The sequence below is a fragment of the Aphanothece microscopica RSMan92 genome (assembly GCF_046613545.2).
Classification (GTDB): Bacteria; Cyanobacteriota; Cyanobacteriia; order PCC-6307; family Cyanobiaceae; genus NIES-981.
This window is the reverse complement of record NZ_JBKKKY020000007.1, coordinates 60,227-80,460: the sequence shown is the minus strand read 5'-3', so window position 1 is coordinate 80,460 and position 20,234 is coordinate 60,227. Positions and strand designations below refer to the sequence as shown.

At 67.1% G+C, this 20,234-nt stretch carries 16 protein-coding genes; 5 read left to right on the top strand and 11 right to left on the bottom strand.

Translation table 11 applies throughout. The annotated features are described in order from the left end of the window. From ACLD7X_RS03510 to ACLD7X_RS03490, 5 genes are all read right to left on the bottom strand, one after another. Nucleotides 1-856, bottom strand: an 856-nt coding sequence (locus ACLD7X_RS03510; RefSeq protein ID WP_425625059.1) for a DUF5801 repeats-in-toxin domain-containing protein, incomplete at its 3' end; no start/stop codon positions are given. After that, entirely contained in the window at nt 838-1,884 is a 1,047-nt protein-coding gene (locus ACLD7X_RS03505) for a hypothetical protein (RefSeq protein WP_411422074.1), read from the bottom strand. The genes ACLD7X_RS03505 and ACLD7X_RS03510, both read right to left, overlap by 19 nt. 346 nt (nt 1,885-2,230) lie before the next feature. Further along, entirely contained in the window at nt 2,231-3,649 is a 1,419-nt protein-coding gene (locus ACLD7X_RS03500) for an HlyD family type I secretion periplasmic adaptor subunit (protein WP_411422073.1), read from the bottom strand. A gap of 62 nt (nt 3,650-3,711) precedes the next feature. Further along, nucleotides 3,712-5,832, bottom strand: a complete 2,121-nt coding sequence (locus ACLD7X_RS03495) for an ATP-binding cassette domain-containing protein (RefSeq protein ID WP_411422072.1) — start codon at nt 5,830-5,832, stop codon at nt 3,712-3,714. Between the two features lie 5 nt (nt 5,833-5,837). Beyond that, complete coding sequence (locus tag ACLD7X_RS03490) at nt 5,838-7,589, bottom strand: ABC transporter transmembrane domain-containing protein (RefSeq protein ID WP_411422071.1); 1,752 nt, start codon at nt 7,587-7,589, stop codon at nt 5,838-5,840. Nucleotides 7,590-7,781: 192 nt separating this feature from the next. On the opposite strand from ACLD7X_RS03490, the gene ACLD7X_RS03485 reads away from it, so the two are divergent. Beyond that, nucleotides 7,782-8,420 (top strand): cyclic di-GMP-binding domain-containing protein, MshE-related, encoded by a 639-nt coding sequence (locus tag ACLD7X_RS03485; protein WP_425625058.1) that lies wholly within the window; start codon nt 7,782-7,784, stop codon nt 8,418-8,420. Nucleotides 8,421-8,433: 13 nt separating this feature from the next. Here ACLD7X_RS03485 and folP read toward each other — a convergent pair whose 3' ends face one another. From folP to ACLD7X_RS03470, 3 genes are read right to left on the bottom strand one after another with little or no spacing between them, the layout of a single operon-like run. Next, complete coding sequence (gene folP, locus ACLD7X_RS03480; RefSeq protein ID WP_411422069.1) at nt 8,434-9,303, bottom strand: dihydropteroate synthase; 870 nt, start codon at nt 9,301-9,303, stop codon at nt 8,434-8,436. Further along, nucleotides 9,300-10,040 carry a triose-phosphate isomerase gene (tpiA, locus tag ACLD7X_RS03475; protein WP_411422068.1) on the bottom strand — a complete coding sequence of 247 codons (741 nt, stop codon included), beginning with the start codon at nt 10,038-10,040 and terminating at the stop codon, nt 9,300-9,302. The genes folP and tpiA overlap by 4 nt, the downstream gene beginning before the upstream one ends. A gap of 44 nt (nt 10,041-10,084) precedes the next feature. Next, nucleotides 10,085-10,279 (bottom strand): RNA-binding S4 domain-containing protein, encoded by a 195-nt coding sequence (locus tag ACLD7X_RS03470; protein ID WP_425625057.1) that lies wholly within the window; start codon nt 10,277-10,279, stop codon nt 10,085-10,087. A 36-nt stretch (nt 10,280-10,315) separates the two neighbouring features. Between ACLD7X_RS03470 and ACLD7X_RS03465 the strand changes: the two genes are divergently transcribed. From ACLD7X_RS03465 to ACLD7X_RS03455, 3 genes are read left to right on the top strand one after another with little or no spacing between them, the layout of a single operon-like run. Beyond that, nucleotides 10,316-12,085, top strand: a complete 1,770-nt coding sequence (locus ACLD7X_RS03465; RefSeq protein WP_411422066.1) for an ABC transporter ATP-binding protein — start codon at nt 10,316-10,318, stop codon at nt 12,083-12,085. 11 nt (nt 12,086-12,096) lie between these two features. Beyond that, nucleotides 12,097-12,435 (top strand): hypothetical protein, encoded by a 339-nt coding sequence (locus tag ACLD7X_RS03460; protein WP_411422065.1) that lies wholly within the window; start codon nt 12,097-12,099, stop codon nt 12,433-12,435. A gap of 25 nt (nt 12,436-12,460) precedes the next feature. Further along, a complete protein-coding gene (locus ACLD7X_RS03455) occupies nt 12,461-12,682 on the top strand; it encodes a DUF6447 family protein (RefSeq protein ID WP_411422064.1) in 222 nt (73 codons plus the stop codon). Between the two features lie 71 nt (nt 12,683-12,753). Here ACLD7X_RS03455 and ACLD7X_RS03450 read toward each other — a convergent pair whose 3' ends face one another. After that, a complete protein-coding gene (locus ACLD7X_RS03450; RefSeq protein ID WP_425625056.1) occupies nt 12,754-14,094 on the bottom strand; it encodes an alanine/glycine:cation symporter family protein in 1,341 nt (446 codons plus the stop codon). Between the two features lie 49 nt (nt 14,095-14,143). Then, nucleotides 14,144-14,869: a DUF3386 domain-containing protein gene (locus ACLD7X_RS03445; RefSeq protein ID WP_412007222.1), complete on the bottom strand. Its 726-nt coding sequence runs from the start codon at nt 14,867-14,869 to the stop codon at nt 14,144-14,146. A 524-nt stretch (nt 14,870-15,393) separates the two neighbouring features. Between ACLD7X_RS03445 and ACLD7X_RS03440 the strand changes: the two genes are divergently transcribed. Then, a complete protein-coding gene (locus ACLD7X_RS03440) occupies nt 15,394-16,746 on the top strand; it encodes a glycosyltransferase family 61 protein (RefSeq protein WP_411422061.1) in 1,353 nt (450 codons plus the stop codon). A 60-nt stretch (nt 16,747-16,806) separates the two neighbouring features. Here the strand turns inward: ACLD7X_RS03440 and carB are convergent, their stop codons facing one another. Continuing rightward, nucleotides 16,807-20,127 carry a carbamoyl-phosphate synthase large subunit gene (carB, locus tag ACLD7X_RS03435; protein ID WP_411422060.1) on the bottom strand — a complete coding sequence of 1,107 codons (3,321 nt, stop codon included), beginning with the start codon at nt 20,125-20,127 and terminating at the stop codon, nt 16,807-16,809. Nucleotides 20,128-20,234 lie beyond the last annotated feature (107 nt).

The following is a 20,234-nucleotide window of genomic DNA, read 5'->3' as shown; positions in this document are numbered from 1 at the left end:
CCAGATCACCATCGCCAAACACGGTCGACAGATCCACCGTCGCGCTATACACACCATCCTGGTCTGCATACGCAGGAAGCGTTCCGTCCAGTGCCGATTCATCCAGCACCAAGCTTTCGTCAAAGGTTCCGGCTGGATCAAGGGTTGGACCGTCATCCTCAATCGTGAACACCCCAGCCCCAAGATTCACTCCGGCGCTGTCCTTATCACCGTCGAAGTCGGTGATGGTCTGCACGATCTGCAGCGCCGCAGGATCAGCCAGGGTCAACGTCGCCGGCTCATCAAAGCTGCCGGTGCCCGGGATGGGATGCCAGATCGCCGCCAGCTGGGTGAAGGTCACCACGCCGGTGGCGGGATCCACGCTGATCGTGAAGTAATTGGTGCCATCGGCCGAACCGGTCACTACGTCGCCCACCTGGCTCAGCAGGATCTCGCTGCCGGCGGTGGTCGCAGACGGGTTGAGGGCGAACAGGCCGGAGGGCACACCGGTGCCGGTGAGCACCAGGCTGTAGGAGGCCGTGCCGGCGCGGTCCGGACCAAAGTTGGTCTGCACGCCAGGGGCAACGGTGTCACTGTCGAACACCAGCGAGAAATCCGCCGTGATGGTGTCGAAGCCGGCGGCATTCTCACTGCCGCCGGCGGTGCCGATCTCACCGGCTGACTCGTCGGCGATCAGCTGGGTGACCGCATCCTCGTTGACGACAACGGTGGGCTCGCCATCGATGATCAGGATATTGCCAGAATTCGTGTCGCTCAAACCGCCGGAGTCGGTCACCGTCGCCGTGAAGGGAATGGTGGCGTAGTCCGAAAAGATGTTGGCACCGGGGGCCGCATTGTTCACCGGATCCGCCAGCACAAACGTGAAGCTGATCTGCGCAATGGTCGGTGACAGCACCGTGAAACCGGTGAACGTGAGCGGCCTTCCGGCGTGGCATCCCCATCCCCGGCCTCCAGAGTGAAGGAGACGAGTGCGGATCCGCTGCTGATCAGGTCAGCCAGAGAGGAAAACTGGAATGTCCGGGTATTGACAGCCCCCGATGCATCGGGAACCCCCCATGAGAAGGTGAAGGATTGAATGTCATCCAAACCATCGGGATCACCGATGTTGATAACACCAGAAGTTCTAGCAAAGAGGGCGTAGTCAGGGTCACCCGCCAGAGCTGCAGGATCGATGCCGATTTCCGCCACCTCACCTTCACCCAGAACGATGCCGATCCCGCCCGGCCCCTGAAGGGCGTCGTTGGTGGTGGTGGGGGTGGACGGATCTGGAAGCACATCAACGCTCGGAAGTTGATTAACCTCCGGGGTGGTCGGGGTGATGTTGGTGGTGTTCACCACCGTGGTGTTCTCCACGTTGTTGTTCACCACCGTGGTGTTCTCCACGGGGTTGTTCACCACCGTGTTGTTGACCACCGTGTTGTTCACCACCGGCTGAGGCTGGGGCGGCTGCGGCTGCTCTTCCGTGGTGCCCGTGGGGAAGTCTTCGAGCTGCTGCAGCAGCGGGTCCGACTGGGGGACGGGCGTCTGGCCCACCCGGCTCTGCTGGATCGGGGAGAGCGGGGTACCGGGCAGATCGGCCGAGCCGCCGCCACCGCCCTCGGCCACATCAGGGCCCGGAGGTTTCGGCGCGGGCGACTGGACCCTCAGGTTGCCGATGTCGTTGGGACCGCGCGTCTCGACCTGGGTGTTGTCCTGGGCATCACCGAAGCGGGTGTTGCCCCCGGGGTTGTCGAAGCCGCCACTGGGGTCATACACCCTGGCATCCGTGATGTTGCCGGCCGCTTCGTTCTGCCGCTCCAGGCCAGCAGCCGCCAGCTCCACGCCGCTGGAACTCGCAACGCTCTCCTCAGCACTGGGAGTAACGATGGTGACGTCGTCAGCCATGACCTGAAAGCAATGGAACGGTCCGGCCAGCAGGGGGAACCCGGGAGCTGGCTTCTCTTGTTCCAACGTATGCAGGCCGGCGGGTTTGGCTGCAGCGTCAAGGGCAATGCAACAGCTCCGTTCAGTGCCCACCGGTGATCAGGGGCCACAAAAAGCCTCAGAACCCTTGCGCCAGCTCAGGCCTCAGTCTTCTGAGAAGAAGCTGAGAGATTGGGGATGTACAGCCAGGCGGCCCTGCGGAAGGCCTCGCGCAGCAAGCTCCGCCACACAAAAGCCACCCCAGGGGGTGGCAGAAGGACCGGGGTCCGGCAGCAGAGCGGACCCCGGATCGGCCTGGGTGAGGGGCTCAGCGGGATTCCCGCAGGGCCGAATCCAAGGTGCGGGTGAAGGGCTGGAAGATGTAGCGCAGCACGCTGCGTTGGGGCCCCTTGATGTCAGCCACCAGGGGCATACCCACCTGAATGGGGTAGCGGCGGTTCTCGGCATCCATGTACTGCCGATCCAGCTCAATGCGGGCCTTGTAGTAATAGCGGCGGTCATCCGGATCCTGCACCGTCGAAGCGGCGATGCTGCTCACGCGGCCGGGGATGGAGCCGTAGATGGTGGAATCGAACGGCTGCAACTTCACTTCCACCTTCTGGCCCGTTTTCACAAAGCCGATGTCCGAGGAGGGCACCCGCACCTCCACCAGCTTGCGGCTGTCGTTGGGCACCACGGAGAGCACCACCGCGCCCGGACCCACCACGGCTCCAGGGGCCTTGAAGCGCAGATCGCTCACCACCCCGGCCACCGGGGCGGTGATCCGGGTGCGCTCCAGCTGGTTTTTCACCTTCTTGATGTTCTCGGCCACCACCGCCTCCTCGTTCACCAGCTGGGCGATCTGGGAGTTCTGCTCCAGCAGCAGGCCGGACTGCAGACCCCGCAGGTTGGCCCTGGCCTCATCGAGCAGCTTGGTGGCCTCATTGCGCGCGCCGGTCAGCTCGGCCAGCTTGGTGCGGGCGGCGGCCTCCTGCTGCTCCACATTCAGCAGGTTGAGGCGGGAGGCCGCACCGGTGGCCACCAGATCGGCGAACATCTGACGCTGCTCGCCATAGAGCTGCAGCTCGCGGCGGAACTTGCCGATCTGGTCATTCAAACCATTGATCTCCGCCTGCTTCTGGGCGATCTGGGCCTGCACCCGGTCGATCTGATCGGCCCGGTTGTCGATACGGCTGTTGAGCAGATTGCGCTGGGCATCGCCCACCTTGCCCGGCTCGGCCACGAACACCCGATCGCCGCGGATGGCCGCCTGGAGCTGGCGCTGCTGGGCCATCAGGTTCTTGAGCTGCTGCTCGGTGGCCTTGTATTCGCTCTCCACCAGGTTGGGCCGCAGCTCCAGCATCACATCGCCCTTGCTCACCTCCTGGCCATCGGTCACATCCACCGAAGCCACGATGCCGCCCTCCAGGTGCTGCACCACATTCACCTCCCCCTCGGGAATCACCTCCCCGGAGGCATTCACCACCTGGGTGATCGGCGTCAGCGCCGCCCAGGGGAAGAAGATCAGCGCCGCCGCCCCCAGCACGTAGAGGGTGAGCCTGAGGTAACGGTTGTCCGGCTTTTCCTCGAGTTCGAGCGCCTGGCTGAGCCGGTTGCGGCCCACCAGGGTGAGGGCATCGGGGCTGTCCATCCCAGGCAGCCTGGCCAGCAGGCCACCGGCGGGTGGAAGGGCGAGGGACTCCTCGGGAGGGGTGCCCTGGGGAGCGGAAGCGGAAGAGGAGGTCATGGCGGAAGCGCGAAGGAGGATGAACGGGGCAAAAGGGGTGGGGGGCCTCAGGCGGGACCCATTCAGGTGGTTTTCTGCATCCGAGCGCGCAATTCGTCGGGTGTGCCGTTGAAGGAGGTGACGCCCTTGTCCAGGATGCAGAGGCGATCCGCACGCTCCAGCAGCAGCTTGTTGTCCGTGGCGAGAATCACACTGCGCTCCTGCCCGCTGAAGGTGCAGGTGCGCAGGCTGGGCAGGGCCTCCAGCACGATCTGGAACTGGTCGGGGGCCAGACCCTGGCTGACATCGTCGATCATCAGGATCGGGGTGTCCTTGATCACCGCCTGCGCCAGGGACATCAGCTTGCGCACGCCATTGGGAATCCGGTAGACGATCTCATCGGTGAGCTCCGTCTCCAGACCCTGGGGCAGGCTGTCGAGGAACTCCAGCAGGCCCAGCTGACCGCAGATGCGCCGCACGCCGGTGAGCGAGGCGTTCGGGTTCATCGCCGTGAGATTGGACCAGACGCTGCCGGGCAACAGGGCCGTGTCGGCCATCAGCAGGGCGATGTTCCGCTGGATCAGATCGGCGCTGAACTGGCGGTGGTCCTGGCCGTCGAACAGCAGGGTGCCACTGGCCAGGGGGTAGAGCTGATCGATCACCCGCAGGGTGGTGGACTTGCCGCAGCCCGGATTGCCGGTGATGGCCAGGATCTGGCCCGGCGCCACGGAGAGGGAGACGCGGGTGATGGCCAGGGCGCCGTCGGAACCCAGGCGACAGGCCGCCGAATCGAGCAGGATCGAGCCGCGCATCTGGGCCGCGCTCACCGCCGCGCCGCTGGTGCGGCTGGGGGAGCGCAGCCGCAGGAACTGGTTGAGCTGCAGGTACTGGTTCCGCATCGTGGTGTAGCGGAGCAGGGCGTTCATCAGCTGCTGGAACGGCGTGAACACGCGCCACACGAAGAACATGGCGGCGATCAGATTGCCCATCGCCGCCGGGCCCTGGTTGGAGCCGTAGGCCATCCAGACCCCCACAGCGAGGGTGAGGACCCCCGCCAGCTGGGAGGTGGTGCTGGTGATGACCTGCAGCCGCCCGACCTGACGGTTGAGCACCAGGGAGCTGGTGGTGCTCTGGGCCGACAGACCGCGCAGGCGCTGCAGCCACACCCACTCGACGTTGGCGAGCTTCACCTCGAGGAAGCGGCTCACCATCTCCTGCTGGGCCTGGCCGATGCCGAGGCCGCTGGCCAGGTTGAGCTCGGCCGCCCCGGTGTAGTAGCGCGACAGCAGCCACACCAGCAGACCGCTCACCACCATCAGGGCCAGGGGCACCAGCACCAGCCAGCCACTGATCAGGGCAATGGCCCCCAGGTACAGCAGCACGAAGGGGAAATCGAGGCAGGCCACGGCCAGGGGGCCCTGGAGGTAGCCGATCAGGCTGTCGAGATTGCGGAGCCTGTTCTCCAGGCCGGTGCGACCGAGCGCTTCGATCTGGCGGTAATCCAGACCGAACAGCTTCTCCATCAGCGTGACGCCGACCAGCGCATCCAGCCGACCGGAAAGCTGGGAGAGATGGGCCGAACGCCACTGCCGCAGGATCCAGTCCAGAACGAACAGCAGCACCACCCCCAGAAAGATCCAGAACGTGGAGAGCAGGCTGGAACTCGGGATCGAGATGTTGTAGATCGCCCGGATGTAGAAGGGCAGGGTGAGGGCCAGCAGCGCCAGGGCGAAACTCAGCCCGTAGAGCACCCCGATCCGGTTGGTGAAGCGGTAGAGGATCTGCTGCAGCAGGGTGACGCGTTCGGCGCCGGCCTTCTCCTGCAGGAACACCACCCGCCCACCGGTGGGCAGGTCGTAGAGATCGCAGCGGCCGTTCACATTGCCGGCCACCAGCTCGCCCCGGGCCGTGCGGGAGAGCACGAAGGGCACGTTGTCCGGCGCCACGTAGAGCGCCGGCAACAGCTGGGGGTTTAGCTGGTTCCAGGTCTCGAGCACCTCCATCCGGCTGCCGTAGCCCAGCCGGAGCAGCAGGTTGCGGGCATCCACCAGATCCATCTGGCGCGGATCGCGGCCCAGCAGCTCGAAGAGTTCCTCCGGCCGCCCGGTCCACAGCATCTGCTGCAGCAACAGCCGCACGCAGAACGCCATCGGGGCTTCGGGACTGAGCGTCAGATCCCGCAGCAGCATTGAACGCGGTGTCATCGTGGTCATGCCGCCACCTCCCGGCGGATCGCGGGAATCTCCACTTCCTGATCGGTGAAGGAGCTGAGCACCCGGCCGGCGCCGCTGATCAGCACCGTGGTGCGGCCGTGGGTGCGGCGCAGCAGGCGCTGCAGGCCATCGATGAAGTCCTTGCCGTAGGCACAGTCACTCAGATCGAGCAGCAGCAGCTGGGGCCCCCGGGCCAGGGCCGTCACCACGTGGAACAGCTGCTGGGCATCGCGGGAGAGGCCGGTGGGCTGGCTGGTGCCGACGGCCGTGTTGTAGCCGTTGGGCAGGCCCCGCACCATCGCATCGAGCCCGATCAGATACGACCAGAACAGGGCGCGCCGCTGGTAGCGACGGGGCTGGAAACTGGTGATGTTCTGCAGCAGGGTTCCGTCGAAGAAATCCCTGGAGGGATCCACATAGGCGATCCGCTGGCGCAGTTCGTCGCGGTGGTAGTTGCCCACCGGCAGGCCGCTGACGCTGAGCTGGTCATCCGGCTCGATCTGGATGAGCCCCAGGAACAGATGGCGCACATCGGCGCCGAAACTCTGGTCGCGCATCACGACCGTGCTGCCCGAGGTGATGACCGCCAGGGGCTGGCCGGCCCGGCTGAGGCTGATGGCACCCTCCAGCGGAATGGCGAGTTCGGCCTGGCCCCCTTCCGGCTCCACCGGGGTGGCCATCAGGGCATCGAACTCGTCGCGGGCGTGGCTGAGGCGGCGGTAGCTGCTCCAGAGGGCCATGGCCTGCTGCCACGGGGCGAGGATCTTGCCGCCGAGCAACAGGGCCGCCGCCAGGGCTCCCACCAGCAGCTGGCCGCGGATCACTAGCAGCGCCCCCCAGGTGACGATCCCCGCCAGGGTCAGCTGGCTCATCAGGTTGCCGAAGGCCTGCTGCTGGCCGGTGAAGCGGTTGTTCACCATCCGCTGCCAGGCCAGCTCCTCCTGGCGCTGCTCGTTGCCCACCAGGAACTGGCGGCCCAGCCCGGAGTTGGACTTGATCAGATCGATCGCCCCCATGAGCTTGCCCTGGTAGCCCACCCGATCCAGCTCCAGCAGGTCGCGGCGCTTGGCCAGGGCCTCGAAGTCGCGGGCGAAGGCCAGGGCCCTGAGCAGGTAGACCACGATCGCGACCACCGCCACCAGACCGACGCTGCCGGCGATCAGGAACAGCACCAGCACGAACAGAAGCGAGAAGGCCAGGTCGATGGCGGTGGTGAGCGCCTGCAGGGAACTCTCATCCCGCAGCAGGTTGATGCTGTTGAGCCGCTCGGCGTGGGCGGCCGGCGAGAGGCGCAGGTAGTCGCCCAACCGCATCTGGGAGAAATGGATCAGCGCCTCCATGCGGCGGTGGTGCTGCAGCCGGGCCCCATCCGAACCGGTGAGCCCCAGGCGCACGGTCTTCAACCAGCCCCCCAGCACCATCAGCACCACGACCCCGACCGAGAGCACCAGCAGGCTCGACATGGAGCCGGTGGGGAGGATCGAGGTGTAGACGATGTTGATGTAGAGAGGGGAGGCCAGTTCCAGCAGGTTGATCAACACCGAGGCGATCAGGATCGGCCCCAGCTGGTAGGTGCTCCAGTCGACATCGCGCAGGGAGCGGAAGAAACGGTGGTGGACCAGCTCATCGATCAGGTCGAAGCTGGTCTCGAAGGCAGTGCGCCCTCGGCTGCGGGCAGCCTGCACGAAGCCTCCCAGCGCGCTCAGCAGACCGGCGCGTTCAGGCTCCGTGGAGGGGGATCGGGCCACTCGGATCGAGCATATGGCTGAAAGCTAGGCATGTTGACGCTGTTTGCCACCGCCCCGAGCAGCCATGCGCAGGGTTTTGATAACAAGCCGGCCAGAACGGCAGGGCGGCTCTAGCTTGAGCCCAGAATCGCAGCCGGCTCAGGGCCGGGCGAGTGGATGTTCCGCTTTCGCCTGACATCAGGTCATGTTCAAGTGGAGCTGATCGGCAATGGCCGCTCAGCTCGCCTTCCCTTTCAGGTGGTCGGTCCCACCACCGAGGTGGCCTTCCTCGAGGAGTTGATCGAGGAGCGCTTCGGCAGCCTGAGCCTCAACCCCCGGGAGCTGTTCACCTTCCTCCAGCAGGACCCGTGGGTGCAGGAATTCTTCCAGCAGCCCCAGTTGGTGGAGGGTGATCTCGAGGCGGCGTCGGAAGGCAGCCGCAGCTTCACCAGCCAGACCCTCGGCAACAAGCTGGTGGAGGCCGGCGTGCTCGAACTCGAGGATCTCGATCGGCTCCTCGAGGAGTACCGCCCCTTTGCCGCCACCCAGCGCTTCGGCGAGTTCCTGCGCCTGAATCTTCAGGTGTCGCCGCAGATGATCGATCTGCTGCTCAACCCCACCCTGTTCGACGAGCAGGGCTTCAACGAGAAACGGCTGGGCGAACGCCTGCTGGAGCTGGGGGCCATCAGCGCAGAGCAACTGGAGGATGCCCTCAAGGAGCAGCTCCAGCGGGGTGGGCGCATCGGCGAGATCCTCGCCGCCCGCGGACACATCTCCCCCACCATGGCCCGGTTCTTCTCCGAGGCGAAGGTGAACGCCAGGGGCGAGATCGAGTACGCCGCCAGCGTCTGAGCCCTGCCGCAGCTCAGCCCCGGGGACCGGCTGTGATGGCATCGACCATCCGCGCCGTCTGCACGATCGGCCCCACGTCGTGCACCCGCAGCACGGCGGCCCCCATGGTGATGGCCTGGGCACAGACGGCAGCCGTGCCCCAGATCCGGGCCCGCGGACGGGGCTCGGCCAGCACCGCGCCGATGAAGCGCTTGCGGGAGGGTCCCACCAGCACGGGGAAGCCCCCCCCGCACAGCCGTGCCAGCCCCCGCAGCAGTTCCAGGTTCTGCTCGGTGGTCTTGGCGAAACCGAGGCCCGGATCCCAGACGATCTGCCCGGCCGCCACGCCGGCGGCCAGGGCCGCCTCGCTGGCCGTGAGCAGTTCCCGGCGCACCTCCTCCACCACATCGGCATAGACGGCGCGGCCGTCCATCCCCGCGCTGTCGCCGCGGCTGTGCATCAGCACGTAGGGGCAGCCGGCCGCCGCCACGACAGCCGCCATGGCCGGATCGCGGCGATCGGGGCTGCCGCCGCGCACATCGTTGATCCAGTGGGCACCGGCCGCCAGGGCCTGTTCCGCCACGGCGGGGTGGAAGGTGTCGATCGAGAGCAGGGCGCCGGGATGGCTGGCCCGGATCGCCTGCAGCACCGGCCGCAGCCGCGACCATTCCCGCTCGGGGCCCACCTCCTCGGCGCCGGGCCGGGTGCTCTGCGCCCCCAGGTCAAGGAGATCGGCCCCCGCCGCCAGCATCCGGCCCGCCTGGCGCACGGCGTCCTGGGGCCGCTCCCAGCGCCCGCCATCACTGAAGGAGTCCGGCGTGAGGTTCAGCACCCCCATCACCTGGGTGCGGCGGCCCCAGGCCGGCGGCCAGGCGGGATCGCGGCTGGTGGCGGTGGCGCTCAAACGGTGGCGGAAACCCGGAAGTTGGCGATCCGGGCGAAGCTGGCGGGGTCCAGGGACGCTCCACCCACCAGCACCCCGTCGATGTCGCTCTGGGCCATCAGATCATCGATCGTGGCAGGGTTCACCGAACCGCCGTACTGCACCGTCACGTCCTTGTGGCCCACCCAGCCCCGGATCAGGCCGCAGATGCGGTTGGCTTCATCGGCGGCGCAGGTCTTGCCGGTGCCGATCGCCCAGATCGGCTCGTAGGCCACGATCAGCCGGGTGGGGTCGACGGCCTCGAGGCCCTGCTCGATCTGGCGGTGGATGACCCGCTCGGTCTCCCCGGTCTCCCGCTGATCCAGGCTTTCGCCCACGCAGAGGATGGGGATCAGGCCGTGCTTCTGGGCCGTGCGGGCGCGGAGGTTGATCTGCTCGTCCGACTCGCTGAAGTACTTGCGCGGCTCGCTGTGGCCGACGATGGCGTGGGTGACCCCGTGCTCCACCAGCATCGCCGCCGACACCATACCGGTGTAGGCCCCCTTTTCATCCCAGTGCACGTTCTGGGCGGCGATGGCCACGCCGGTGCCCTCCAGGTGGCGGCTGAGGGTGGGGATGGCGGTGAACGGCGGGGCGATCAACACCTGGCGGTCATCCGGAAGATCGCTGATCAGCGGGCGGAAGGCAGCGGCGAACTCCCGCGTCTCCGCGCAGGTCATGTGCATCTTCCAGTTGCCTGCGATCACAGCCTTGGCCAACGGTCCACTCCACGCGACGTGCTGAAAAGCTAATGGGCCGTCCGTCAGCGCTCACGCCGCACCGGGGTGACCAGCAGCTCGTGGCCATCGAGGCTCACCGCATCCCCGCAGGCCAGCTGGCGACCGCGGCGCGTTTCGATCACCCCATTGACCCGCACATCGCCGCGCTGGATGCGCAGCTTGGCCTCGCCGCCGGTGGCCACCAGGCCCTGGAACTTGAGGAACTGATCGAGCTTCAAGGAAGTGGCCGCAGTCACGGGCGATAGCGTGCCCGGATGCTCGCATCGCCCACGGCCCGTCCTGCGCCCCCGGCCGGCATCGGCAGCACCCTGCGCAGGCTGTGGCCCCTGCTCCGCCCCCACCGCCGGCGGCTCGCCGCCGGCGGGGTGTGCATCCTGGTGTTCGTGCTCTGCTGGCCGCTGCTGGCCTGGCTGGCGGGTCGTCTGATTCCGGCGATCGGAGCCGGGAATGTGGTGGTCACCCTGCAGACCATCCTGGCGGCCCTGGCGGTGTTCGTGGTGCAGAAAGCCGCCCAGTTCGGCCAGGACACCCTGCTGGCCGCTCCCGCCCTGCATGTGAGCCAGGCCCTGCGCCACGAGCTGTTCGCCCGGCTGCAGCGGCTCGACTTCAACGCCCTCGAGAAACTCTCGGCCGGCGACCTCACCTACCGCCTCACCGAGGACGCCGACCGGGTGGGGGAGGTGATCTACAAGACGATTCAGGACACCACCCCCAGCGCCCTGCAGTTGCTGGCGGTGCTGGGCTACATGGTGTGGCTCGACGGCACCCTGGCCCTGGCCACGCTGCTGCTGGCACCGGTGGTGGCGCTGCTGGTGAGCGGCTTCGGCGCCCGGGTGATGGGGGCCGCCGAACGCAGCCAGCAGCAGGTGAGCGAGCTGGCCAGCCTGCTGGGCGAGGCGATCGCCGGGCTGCCCCTGGTGCGGGCCTTTGCGGCCGAGCCCTGGCTGCAGGAGCGCTTCGACCGGGAGATCGCGCTGCACCGCCGCGCCCGTTACCGCACCCTGCGGCTGCTGGCCCTGCAGCATCCGGTGGTGGGCCTGCTCGAGGCGGCGGGCATCCTGGCGGTGCTGCTGATCGGGGCCTGGCGGATCCAGTCGGGCGACCTGAACAGCCAGGGCTTCAGCAGCTATGTGGCCGCCCTGCTGATGCTGATCGATCCGATCGCCCACCTCACCACCAACTTCAACGAATTCCAGCAGGGCCAGGCCTCGCTGCAGCGCCTGCGCGCCATTGAACTGGAGCCGGTCGAAACCCCGGACCGCGCCGATGCCCCGCCGCTGGGGCCCGTGAAGGGCGCACTGGTGCTCGAGGACGTGAGCTTCGCCTACAGCCCGGGCCAACCGGTGCTGCATCGGGTGGACCTGCGGGTGCACCCCGGGGAGGTGGTGGCCCTGGTGGGTCCCTCCGGCGCGGGCAAGAGCACCCTCTTCTCGCTGCTGCTGCGCTTCAACGCCTGCCAGCAGGGGCGGGTGCTGCTCGACGGCCACGACCTGGCCGATCTGCGCAGCCGCGATCTGCGCCGGGCCGTGGCCCTGGTGCCGCAGCAGAGCAGCATCTTTTCGGGCAGCGTGGCCGAGGCGATCGCCTTCGGCCGCGAGGCGAGCCCCGAGGCGATCCGCGAGGCCGCCCGCATCGCCAATGCCGATGGCTTCGTGCAGAACCTCCCCCAGGGCTACGCCAGCCGGATCGAGGAGCGGGGCAGCAATTTCTCCGGCGGCCAGCTGCAGCGGCTCGCCATCGCCCGGGCCGTGCTGGGCAACCCGGCCGTGCTGCTGCTGGATGAGGCCACCAGCGCCCTCGACGCCGAGGCCGAGGAGGCCGTGCAGTCGGGGCTGGAGGCGGCGATGGCCGGGCGCACCGTGCTGGTGATCGCCCACCGGCTGGCCACCGTGCAGAACGCCGACCGCATCGTCGTGCTGGAGGCGGGCAGGATCGTGGAGGAGGGCAGCCACAATCAGCTGATGGCGCAGGCCGGTCGCTACCGCGATCTCTGCGAGCGCCAGTTCATCCACCTCGAATCCTGACGCGCACGGCCATGGCCTGGGAGTACCGGGTGATTCACATCAACGTGGAGAGTGGCGCCCCGCCCGAGCCGCCCTCCCCCCGGAGCGACAGCGAGAAGCTGGGCGGAGCGCTCAGCCCGGAGTTTCTGCAGCGGGAATTCCCCCAGCAGTACGGCGCCCTGAATGCCAGGCCCCGCCACCCCGCCGAGCAGCTCCAGTTCTTTCTCAACGCCCTCGGGCGGGAGAACTGGGAGATGGTCGAGGCCGCCCAGGTGGGGCCCCTGCTGATGTTCTTCTTCAAGCGCCCCCTGCCCGCACCGGCGCAACCCGCGGCGCGCCCCGAGGGTCAGGAGGGTCCATCCGTATCCTGAGCGAGCAGCCCAGGAGAGCTTCCCCGTGACCGCCACACCCCAGCAGCCACCCGTGCTCACGTTCGAGGGCAAGCGTTACGACCTGAACTCCCTCCCCGACGAGGTGAAGGAACTGGTGCGCGGCATGCAGGTGGCCGACGCCCAGCTGCGCATGCACGAGGACACCCTCAAGGTGCTGGCCGTGGGGCGCCAGTCGATGGCCAGCCAGCTGAACGAGAAGCTGAAGATGATCGCCCCCCTGCCCTGAGGCCGGGACCGGGGGCGGCCCAGCCGGCCTAGTCAGCCGGCCTGGTCATCCGCCCTGGTCATCCGCCCTGGTCATCCGCCCTGGCCGCTCCCGGCGCCATCGAAGCGATAGGCCCGCGTGAGCCGGAACACCGTGCCGGAGAGCAGCAGCAGGCCGATCAGGTTGGGGATCGCCATCAGGCCGTTGAGGATGTCCGCCACGGTCCAGATGGCGTCGAAGCTGGCCACCGAGCCGATCACCACCACCGCTACCCAGACGTAGCGGAACGGCCGGATGCCGCCGGTGCCCACCAGGAACTCCAGACAGCGCTCGCTGTAGTACCCCCAGCCCAGGATCGTGGTGCCGGTGAAGAACACGGTGGCGAAGGTGACCAGCCACTTCCCACCGGGAAGCCCCCAGTCGAACGCGGCCATGGTGAGGGTCACCCCCTGGACCCCGCTGTCGTAGAGGCCGCTGGCCACGATCACCAGCGCGGTCATCGTGCAGATCACCAGGGTGTCGATGAAGGTGCCCAGCATCGCCACGCTGCCCTGCAGCACCGGATCACCGGGCTTGGCCGCCGCCTGGGCGATCGGGGCCGTGCCCAGCCCCGCCTCGTTGGAGAAGATGCCGCGGGCGATGCCCTTCTGAATCACCGTGCCCAGGGCGCCACCGGCGGCCGCCTGGCCGGTGAAGGCATTGCTGAAGATCACCCCGAAGGCGCCGGGGATCTTGTCGATGTGCAGCAGCAGGATCACCAGAGAGCCCACGACGTAGACGGCGGCCATCAGCGGCACCACCACTTCGGCCACCTTGCCGATCCGCTCGATGCCGCCGATCAGCACCAGGTAGGCCAGCACGGCCATCACCACGCCGGTGGCCAGGGGAGGAATCGCCAGGGATTCGTTGAGGGCCTTGGCCATCTCATGGGCCTGCACCCCATTGCCGATGCCGAAGCCCGCCAGGGTGCCGAACAGGGCGAACAGCACCCCCAGCCAGGCCCAGCGGGGGCCGAGCCCGTTGCGGATGAAGTACATCGGCCCACCCACGTGCTCGCCGAGCCCATCCACCTCGCGGTAATGCACCGCCAGCAGCGACTCGGCGTACTTGGTGGCCATCCCCACGAAGGCGATCACCCACATCCAGAACACGGCGCCGGGGCCGCCCACGGCGATGGCCCCGGCCACGCCGGCCACGTTGCCCGTGCCGATCGTGGCGGCCAGGGCGGTGGCCAACGACTCGAAGGCCGACACATCCCCCTCCCCCTTGGAGGAGCGGATCGAGGCGATCGCCTGGCGGAAGCCGAAGCCGATCCGCAGCAGCGGCATGAACCGCAGCCCCAGCATCAGGTAGAGGCCCGTGAGCCCGATCAGCCAGAGCGTGGCCGGTCCCCAGACCACCGCGTTGATTTGGTTGAGCAACTCCAAGGCCACGCCGCAACGTTGCGGCGATGGTGTCATGGGGGCCCCGTCAAAGCCAGGGCTAGGCGAGGGGCTGGAGGTCTTCGAAACGAAACACCTGGCGGCCGGCGGGGTTCGCGCCGTGGGCGGCGGTGGCGATCACCCGCTCGCTGAGCACCCAGGGACCGTCGCCACCGAGGGGCACGAAGCTGTCGGTGAAATGGCTGAGGCCGCCGCGCAGTTCACCGCTGGCCGGGTCGGCGTACTGGCTCGTGTAGGTGTGGCTCAGGTATCCGGCCCCGGTCTGGGTGACCGACTCGGTGAAGATCGTCACCACCGTGCCGTGGATGTGGCGGTGCACCATGGTCACCACGTCGTCCTTGATCCGGTAGCGATCGCCGGCGTTCTTGCCGCCCACGATCACCTCGGTGCCCACCGCATCGGTGTCGCCGGCGGTGAAGGTGTTGGCGCCGTGGGTCTGCTCGAAGCTGCGGCGCACCCGGTGGATCGCCACCTCCCACAGCTGGCTGGCCATGGCCTTGTGCACCGTCTCATCGGTGATGCCCTCCACCGTGGCCTTGAGATCGGCGCCCACCTGGAAGCTCCCCTCGACCCGCTGGCCGTCCTGCTCCCAGATGCAGCGGCCCCGGTAGCCGCCGAAGCCGGGGGCCCAGGTGTAGCGGTTCTCGTAGGCCGCCCGGAAGGCCGTGGTGCAGTCGCTGCCGGGCAGGCAGGCAGGGGTCCGTGGCGCTTCCGGAGTCGGGCCCGGGGTTGAACTGGCAGGCGCGCTCAGGGGGGCGGTGGTCACGCTGGTTCTTCGGTGGGTCGTCAAACCTACCCACCATGGAGCCGCCCGTGGCCCGGCCCCAGCCGCCCTGTGATCCCAGCACCCACCCTTCCTGAGCTCTCGAATCCGACATGCTGCGGTGTTACCGGGCATGAGCTCACGGCAGGAACTCATGGGCCGATCTCGTCGCTCAGCCAAAGGAGTCATGCGCCAGGGATGCCTCAAGGCATCCACCACCAGGGCCACCATTGGATGGCGGACTTGAGCGCTGAGGCTATAACCCCCATGGCATAGTCAAGGGATGACACTGGCTTGCCACCATCACTGATTGGACTGCAATCAACCCCACCATCCCTAGACGCGAATCCTCACGGCGACAAAGGTCCTTGAACCCTCTGGCCTCCAGCACCTGCCTCTGGCCTCCTGCACCTGAGGAGAGGGGGCCTTTGATGGGCTGATCGCCGCCGAGGCCAGCGCCCAAGTCAGCATTGACCAAGCAACCCAGCATCCTTCTTTCAGGTTTCAGGCAAAACGCGAGCCTATCCATGAACTTACGCATCATCGGGACAATGCGGGACATGGATCTCAATTTGATTACCGATGCAACTTATTACTACCGCAATGATCCCAATTCGCTGCCGATTCGCCATAAATGGATCGCCATCGACTCACACTTGCTCCCTGCCCCCCTTCGCTCAGCCGCGGAGCCAAGATTGGGCATCGATTTAGAGGCCACAAGGCAAGAAATTCAGGAAGCTCCAGCCAATAACCACACTCGCCTACCGGGAAGGGCGCTGATCACCAGCGATCACTGGCTGGCCGGGAACATCTGCCATGTCCTTTTCGATCACCTCTACCGCCATTGGCTGGCAGAACAAATGGGGTTCAGGGCAGACCATGTACTTGTCATTGGAGAATCATGGAAATGGCTACGGTTTGTAGCCGAAGAGGTGCTCAAGATCAGCAATATCGTTTACGTAGAACCTCGCCAAGCCTATCACTGCAAACAACTGTACTTCTTTTCCAACTCTTTCCCGGAAGACCCCAGCCTCCCCGCAGAGACGCGCATATTGAAGCACCCCTGCAACCGCGCCGACAGAGACTATCTACTTCATCTTCGCAGATGCTTCCAGGATTTCGGCAAGGAAGTCAAGCCAGGCGAGAAACCCAAAAGCAAGAAACTGTTCATTTCACGGCAACAGGGTTCACTGCGGAGCTTTAGCAACCTCAGGAGCATTGAGGGCTATTTCCGCATCAACGGCTTCGACGTGACCTACATGGAGGATCACAGCCCTGCCGAACAGATACTCGCCATGAGAGGACGTACTCATATTGCCGGACTCCATGGGGCCGGCCTCACCAACTTCATTGGGGCCGATCATGGCACCAAGCTTCTTGAGATTTACAGTGACAACGGTACGGCTGTTTACAGAAAGATCGCCCTTGCGCTGGACCATCCCTACAGCGAGCTCGACAATCGACTCCAAGAGCAGCCCCGCCTGCTCGACTTATCACGACTTGAGGCTTCTCTGGGCGCATTCCTCAGCGGCCAACACAAGCGGCTGCCGAAAGCAATCCTGATCGGCACGAGCAAGAATTCTTTTTCTGCCCTTGAAGCCAGACTCAGGTCATCAGGTCACAGAACATGGCGATGCAAAGCCCCCAAGCTTGTACGTGCGCTGAGCATTCGTTCAGACAAACTCGAGAAGAATCATGTCATCTTTGTAACCGTCGCCGTCGCCGAGAGGGCTGAACTGATCGCAACCATCCAAAGGCTTGCCAAACCGGATTTCCCGATCAGGACCCGTCGCATCCGTGATCGGCTGCCTCGATGGACCCGGCAGTGGAGGCTGGAACGAGACCTGGCTTGGCTGTGCCGACAAGGTTTTGTCCTGTAAATGAACCATGGCCACTTCAACCTTGATCGTCGGAGCCAACGATCAACAAGGCTTCTCCCCCTACACCACAGCGGCGGGGTGGATGTCCTGCAGGGCGGTGATCTGCAGCGGCTGCTGCTGTAGCGCCGTGATCGCCTCCACGGCGGCGCGGGCCCCGGCCAGGGTGGTAAGGGTGGGCACGGCGTAGTCGAGGGCGGCCCGGCGCAGGTAGGTGTCGTCGAAGGCCGCCTGCCGGCCGATCGGCGTGTTGATCACCAGCTGGATGCGGCCGGAGCGGATGGCATCCTCGATGTTCGGCCGTCCTTCATGCACCTTGAGGATCGACTCCACCTTCAGGCCGGCCGACGCCAGGGCCGCCGCCGTGCCCGAGGTGGCGATCAGCTCGAAGCCCAGCGCCTCCAGCCCCCGGGCCACGGGCACCAGCGCGGCCTTGTCGCGGTCGTGGGTGGAGAGGAACACCCTGCCGGCGGTGGGCAGCCCTTCCCCCGCCCCCTGCTCGGCCTTGCCGTAGGCCATGCCGAATCCGCTGGCGATGCCCATCACCTCCCCGGTGCTGCGCATCTCGGGGCCGAGCAGGGTGTCGGAGCCTGGGAAGCGCTTGAACGGCAGCACGGCCTCCTTGACCGTCTGGAGCGGGGGCCGGGGCTCCTGGGTGAGACCCAGCTCGGCCAGGCTGCGGCCGGCCATCAGGCGGCTGGCCACCTTGGCCAGCGGCACCCCGGTGGCCTTGGCCACGAAGGGCACGGTGCGGGAAGCACGGGGGTTCGCCTCGATGATGAACACCCGTTCCTCGCCGGCCTCGGTGCGCTGCACGGCGAACTGCAGGTTGATCAGGCCCCGCACCTCCAGGGCCAGGGCCAGGTCCCGGCTCCAGCTGCGGATCGTGGCCAGACCGGCCTCCCCCAGGCTCACGGTGGGCAGGCAGCAGGCCGAATCCCCCGAGTGGATCCCGGCGGGCTCGATGTGCTCCATCACCCCGCCGATCAGCACGCTGCCGGTGTGGTCGCACAGGGCGTCGACATCCACCTCCACGGCATTGTCCAGATACTGATCGATCAGCACCGGGTGGTCGGGTTCCACGGTCACCGCCTCGGCCATGTAGCGGTTGAGCTCCTCCTCGCCGTGCACCACCTCCATGGCCCGCCCCCCCAGCACGTAACTGGGACGCACCACCACCGGATAGCCCACCCGCTCCGCCACGGCCCGGGCCTCGGCTTCCGTGCGGGCCAGGCCGTTGCGGGGCTGGCGGATCTCCAGCCGGCGCAGGATGGCCTCGAACTGTTCCCGGTCCTCGGCCGTGTCGATCGACTCGGGGGAGGTGCCCCAGATGCGGCTGCCGGTGGCCTGCCCCTCGGGCGAGTCCAGCCAGCGGAGCAGGGGAATGGCCAGCTTGAGGGGCGTCTGCCCGCCGAACTGCACGATCACCCCGGCCGGCCGTTCGGCCTCGATCACATTGAGCACGTCCTCCAGGGTGAGGGGCTCGAAATAGAGCCGATCGCTGGTGTCGTAGTCGGTGGAGACGGTCTCGGGATTGCTGTTCACCATCACCGTGGCGAAACCCTCGTCCTGCAGGGCGAAGGAGGCGTGGCAGCAGCAGTAGTCGAACTCGATGCCCTGGCCGATGCGGTTCGGGCCGCCCCCGAGGATCATCACCTTCTGACGGCTCTCCGGACGCACCTCGTCCTCGGGCGGCACCGTCGTGATCGCACCCGCCGCACCGATCCGCTCCAGGGGACGTTCGTAGGTGGAGTAGTGGTACGGGGTGGTGGAGGCGAATTCGGCGGCGCAGGTGTCCACGGTCTTGAACACCGCCGTCACCCCGAGGGCCTGGCGATGGCGCCGCACGGCCAGCTCCTCACTCCCGGTGGCCCAGGCGATCTGGCGGTCGGAGAAGCCGAGCTGCTTGAGCTCCAGCAGGGAAGCGGCATCCAGGGCGGCGAGGGGGCGATCCCGCAGCAGCCGCTGCTCGCACGCGACGATGCGCCGCAGCTTGGCGAGGAACCAGGGGTCGATGGCGCTGAGGCTGTGGATCTCCGCGTCGCTGCGCCCGGCGACCATGGCGGCCCGCACGGCGAAGATCCGCTCCGGCGTCGGGGTGCGCAGGGCCCGGTTGAGCTCGGCAGGCTCCCAGCTCGGATCCGGGCGATCGCAGCCCCAGCCGGCGTGGCCGGTCTCCAGGGAACGCAGGGCCTTCTGGAAGGACTCCTCGAAGCAGCGGCCGATCGCCATCGCCTCCCCCACCGATTTCATCGAGGTGGTCAGCACCGCCGGACTGCCCTGGAACTTCTCGAAGGCGAAGCGCGGGATCTTCGTGACGACGTAGTCGATCGTGGGCTCGAAGCAGGCCGGCGTCGCCCCGGTGATGTCGTTGACGATCTCGTCGAGGGTGTAGCCCACCGCCAGGCGGGCGGCCAGCTTGGCGATCGGGAAGCCGGTGGCCTTGGAGGCCAGGGCTGAACTGCGGGAGACGCGCGGGTTCATCTCGATCACCACCACATCGCCGTTGGCGGGGTTGATCGCGAACTGGATGTTGCTGCCGCCGGTGTCGACCCCGATCTCGCGGATGATCGCGATCGACTGGTCCCGCAGCCGCTGGTATTCCCGGTCGGTGAGGGTCTGGGCCGGCGCCACGGTGATCGAGTCGCCGGTGTGCACCCCCATCGGATCGAGGTTCTCGATCGAGCACACGATCACCACGTTGTCGGCGGTGTCGCGCATCACCTCCAGCTCGAACTCCTTCCAGCCCAGCAGCGACTGCTCGATCAGGATCTGGGAGACCGGGCTGGCCTCCAGGCCGCTCTTGCAGAAGGCGCGGAACTCCTCGGGGTTGTAGGCAATGCCGCCGCCGCTGCCGCCGAGGGTGAAGGCCGGTCGGATGATGCGGGGGTAGGAGCCGATGGCCTCCCCGACCGTCTCGGCTTCCTCCAGGTTGTTGGCGATCCCGGAGGGACACACGGCCACGCCGATGCGCTCCATCGCCTCCTTGAACAGCAGGCGGTCCTCCGCCTTGCGGATCGCCTCCAGGTCGGCACCGATCAGTTGCACCCCGTAGCGCTCCAGGGTGCCGTCCTCGGCCAGGGCCACCGCCAGGTTCAGCGCCGTCTGGCCGCCCATCGTGGGGAGCAGGGCATCGGGCTTCTCGGTCGCGATCACCCGGGCCACCACCTCGGGGGTGAGGGGCTCGATGTAGGTCCGGTCGGCCATGTCCGGATCGGTCATGATCGAAGCCGGATTGCTGTTGACCAGCACCACTTCGTAGCCCTCGGCCCGCAGGGCCTTGCACGCCTGGGTGCCCGAGTAGTCGAACTCGCAGGCCTGCCCGATCACGATCGGCCCGGAGCCCAGCAGCAGAATGCGACGCAGGTCCGTGCGGCGGGGCATGGGCGTGGGCGGCGGCCAAACCCATCCAGAGTCTCATGCCCCTGCCGTCAGGAAGGTTCAACCACAACCGGGGTGCGGCGTCAGCAGTGGCTCGGGTCAGCAGTGGC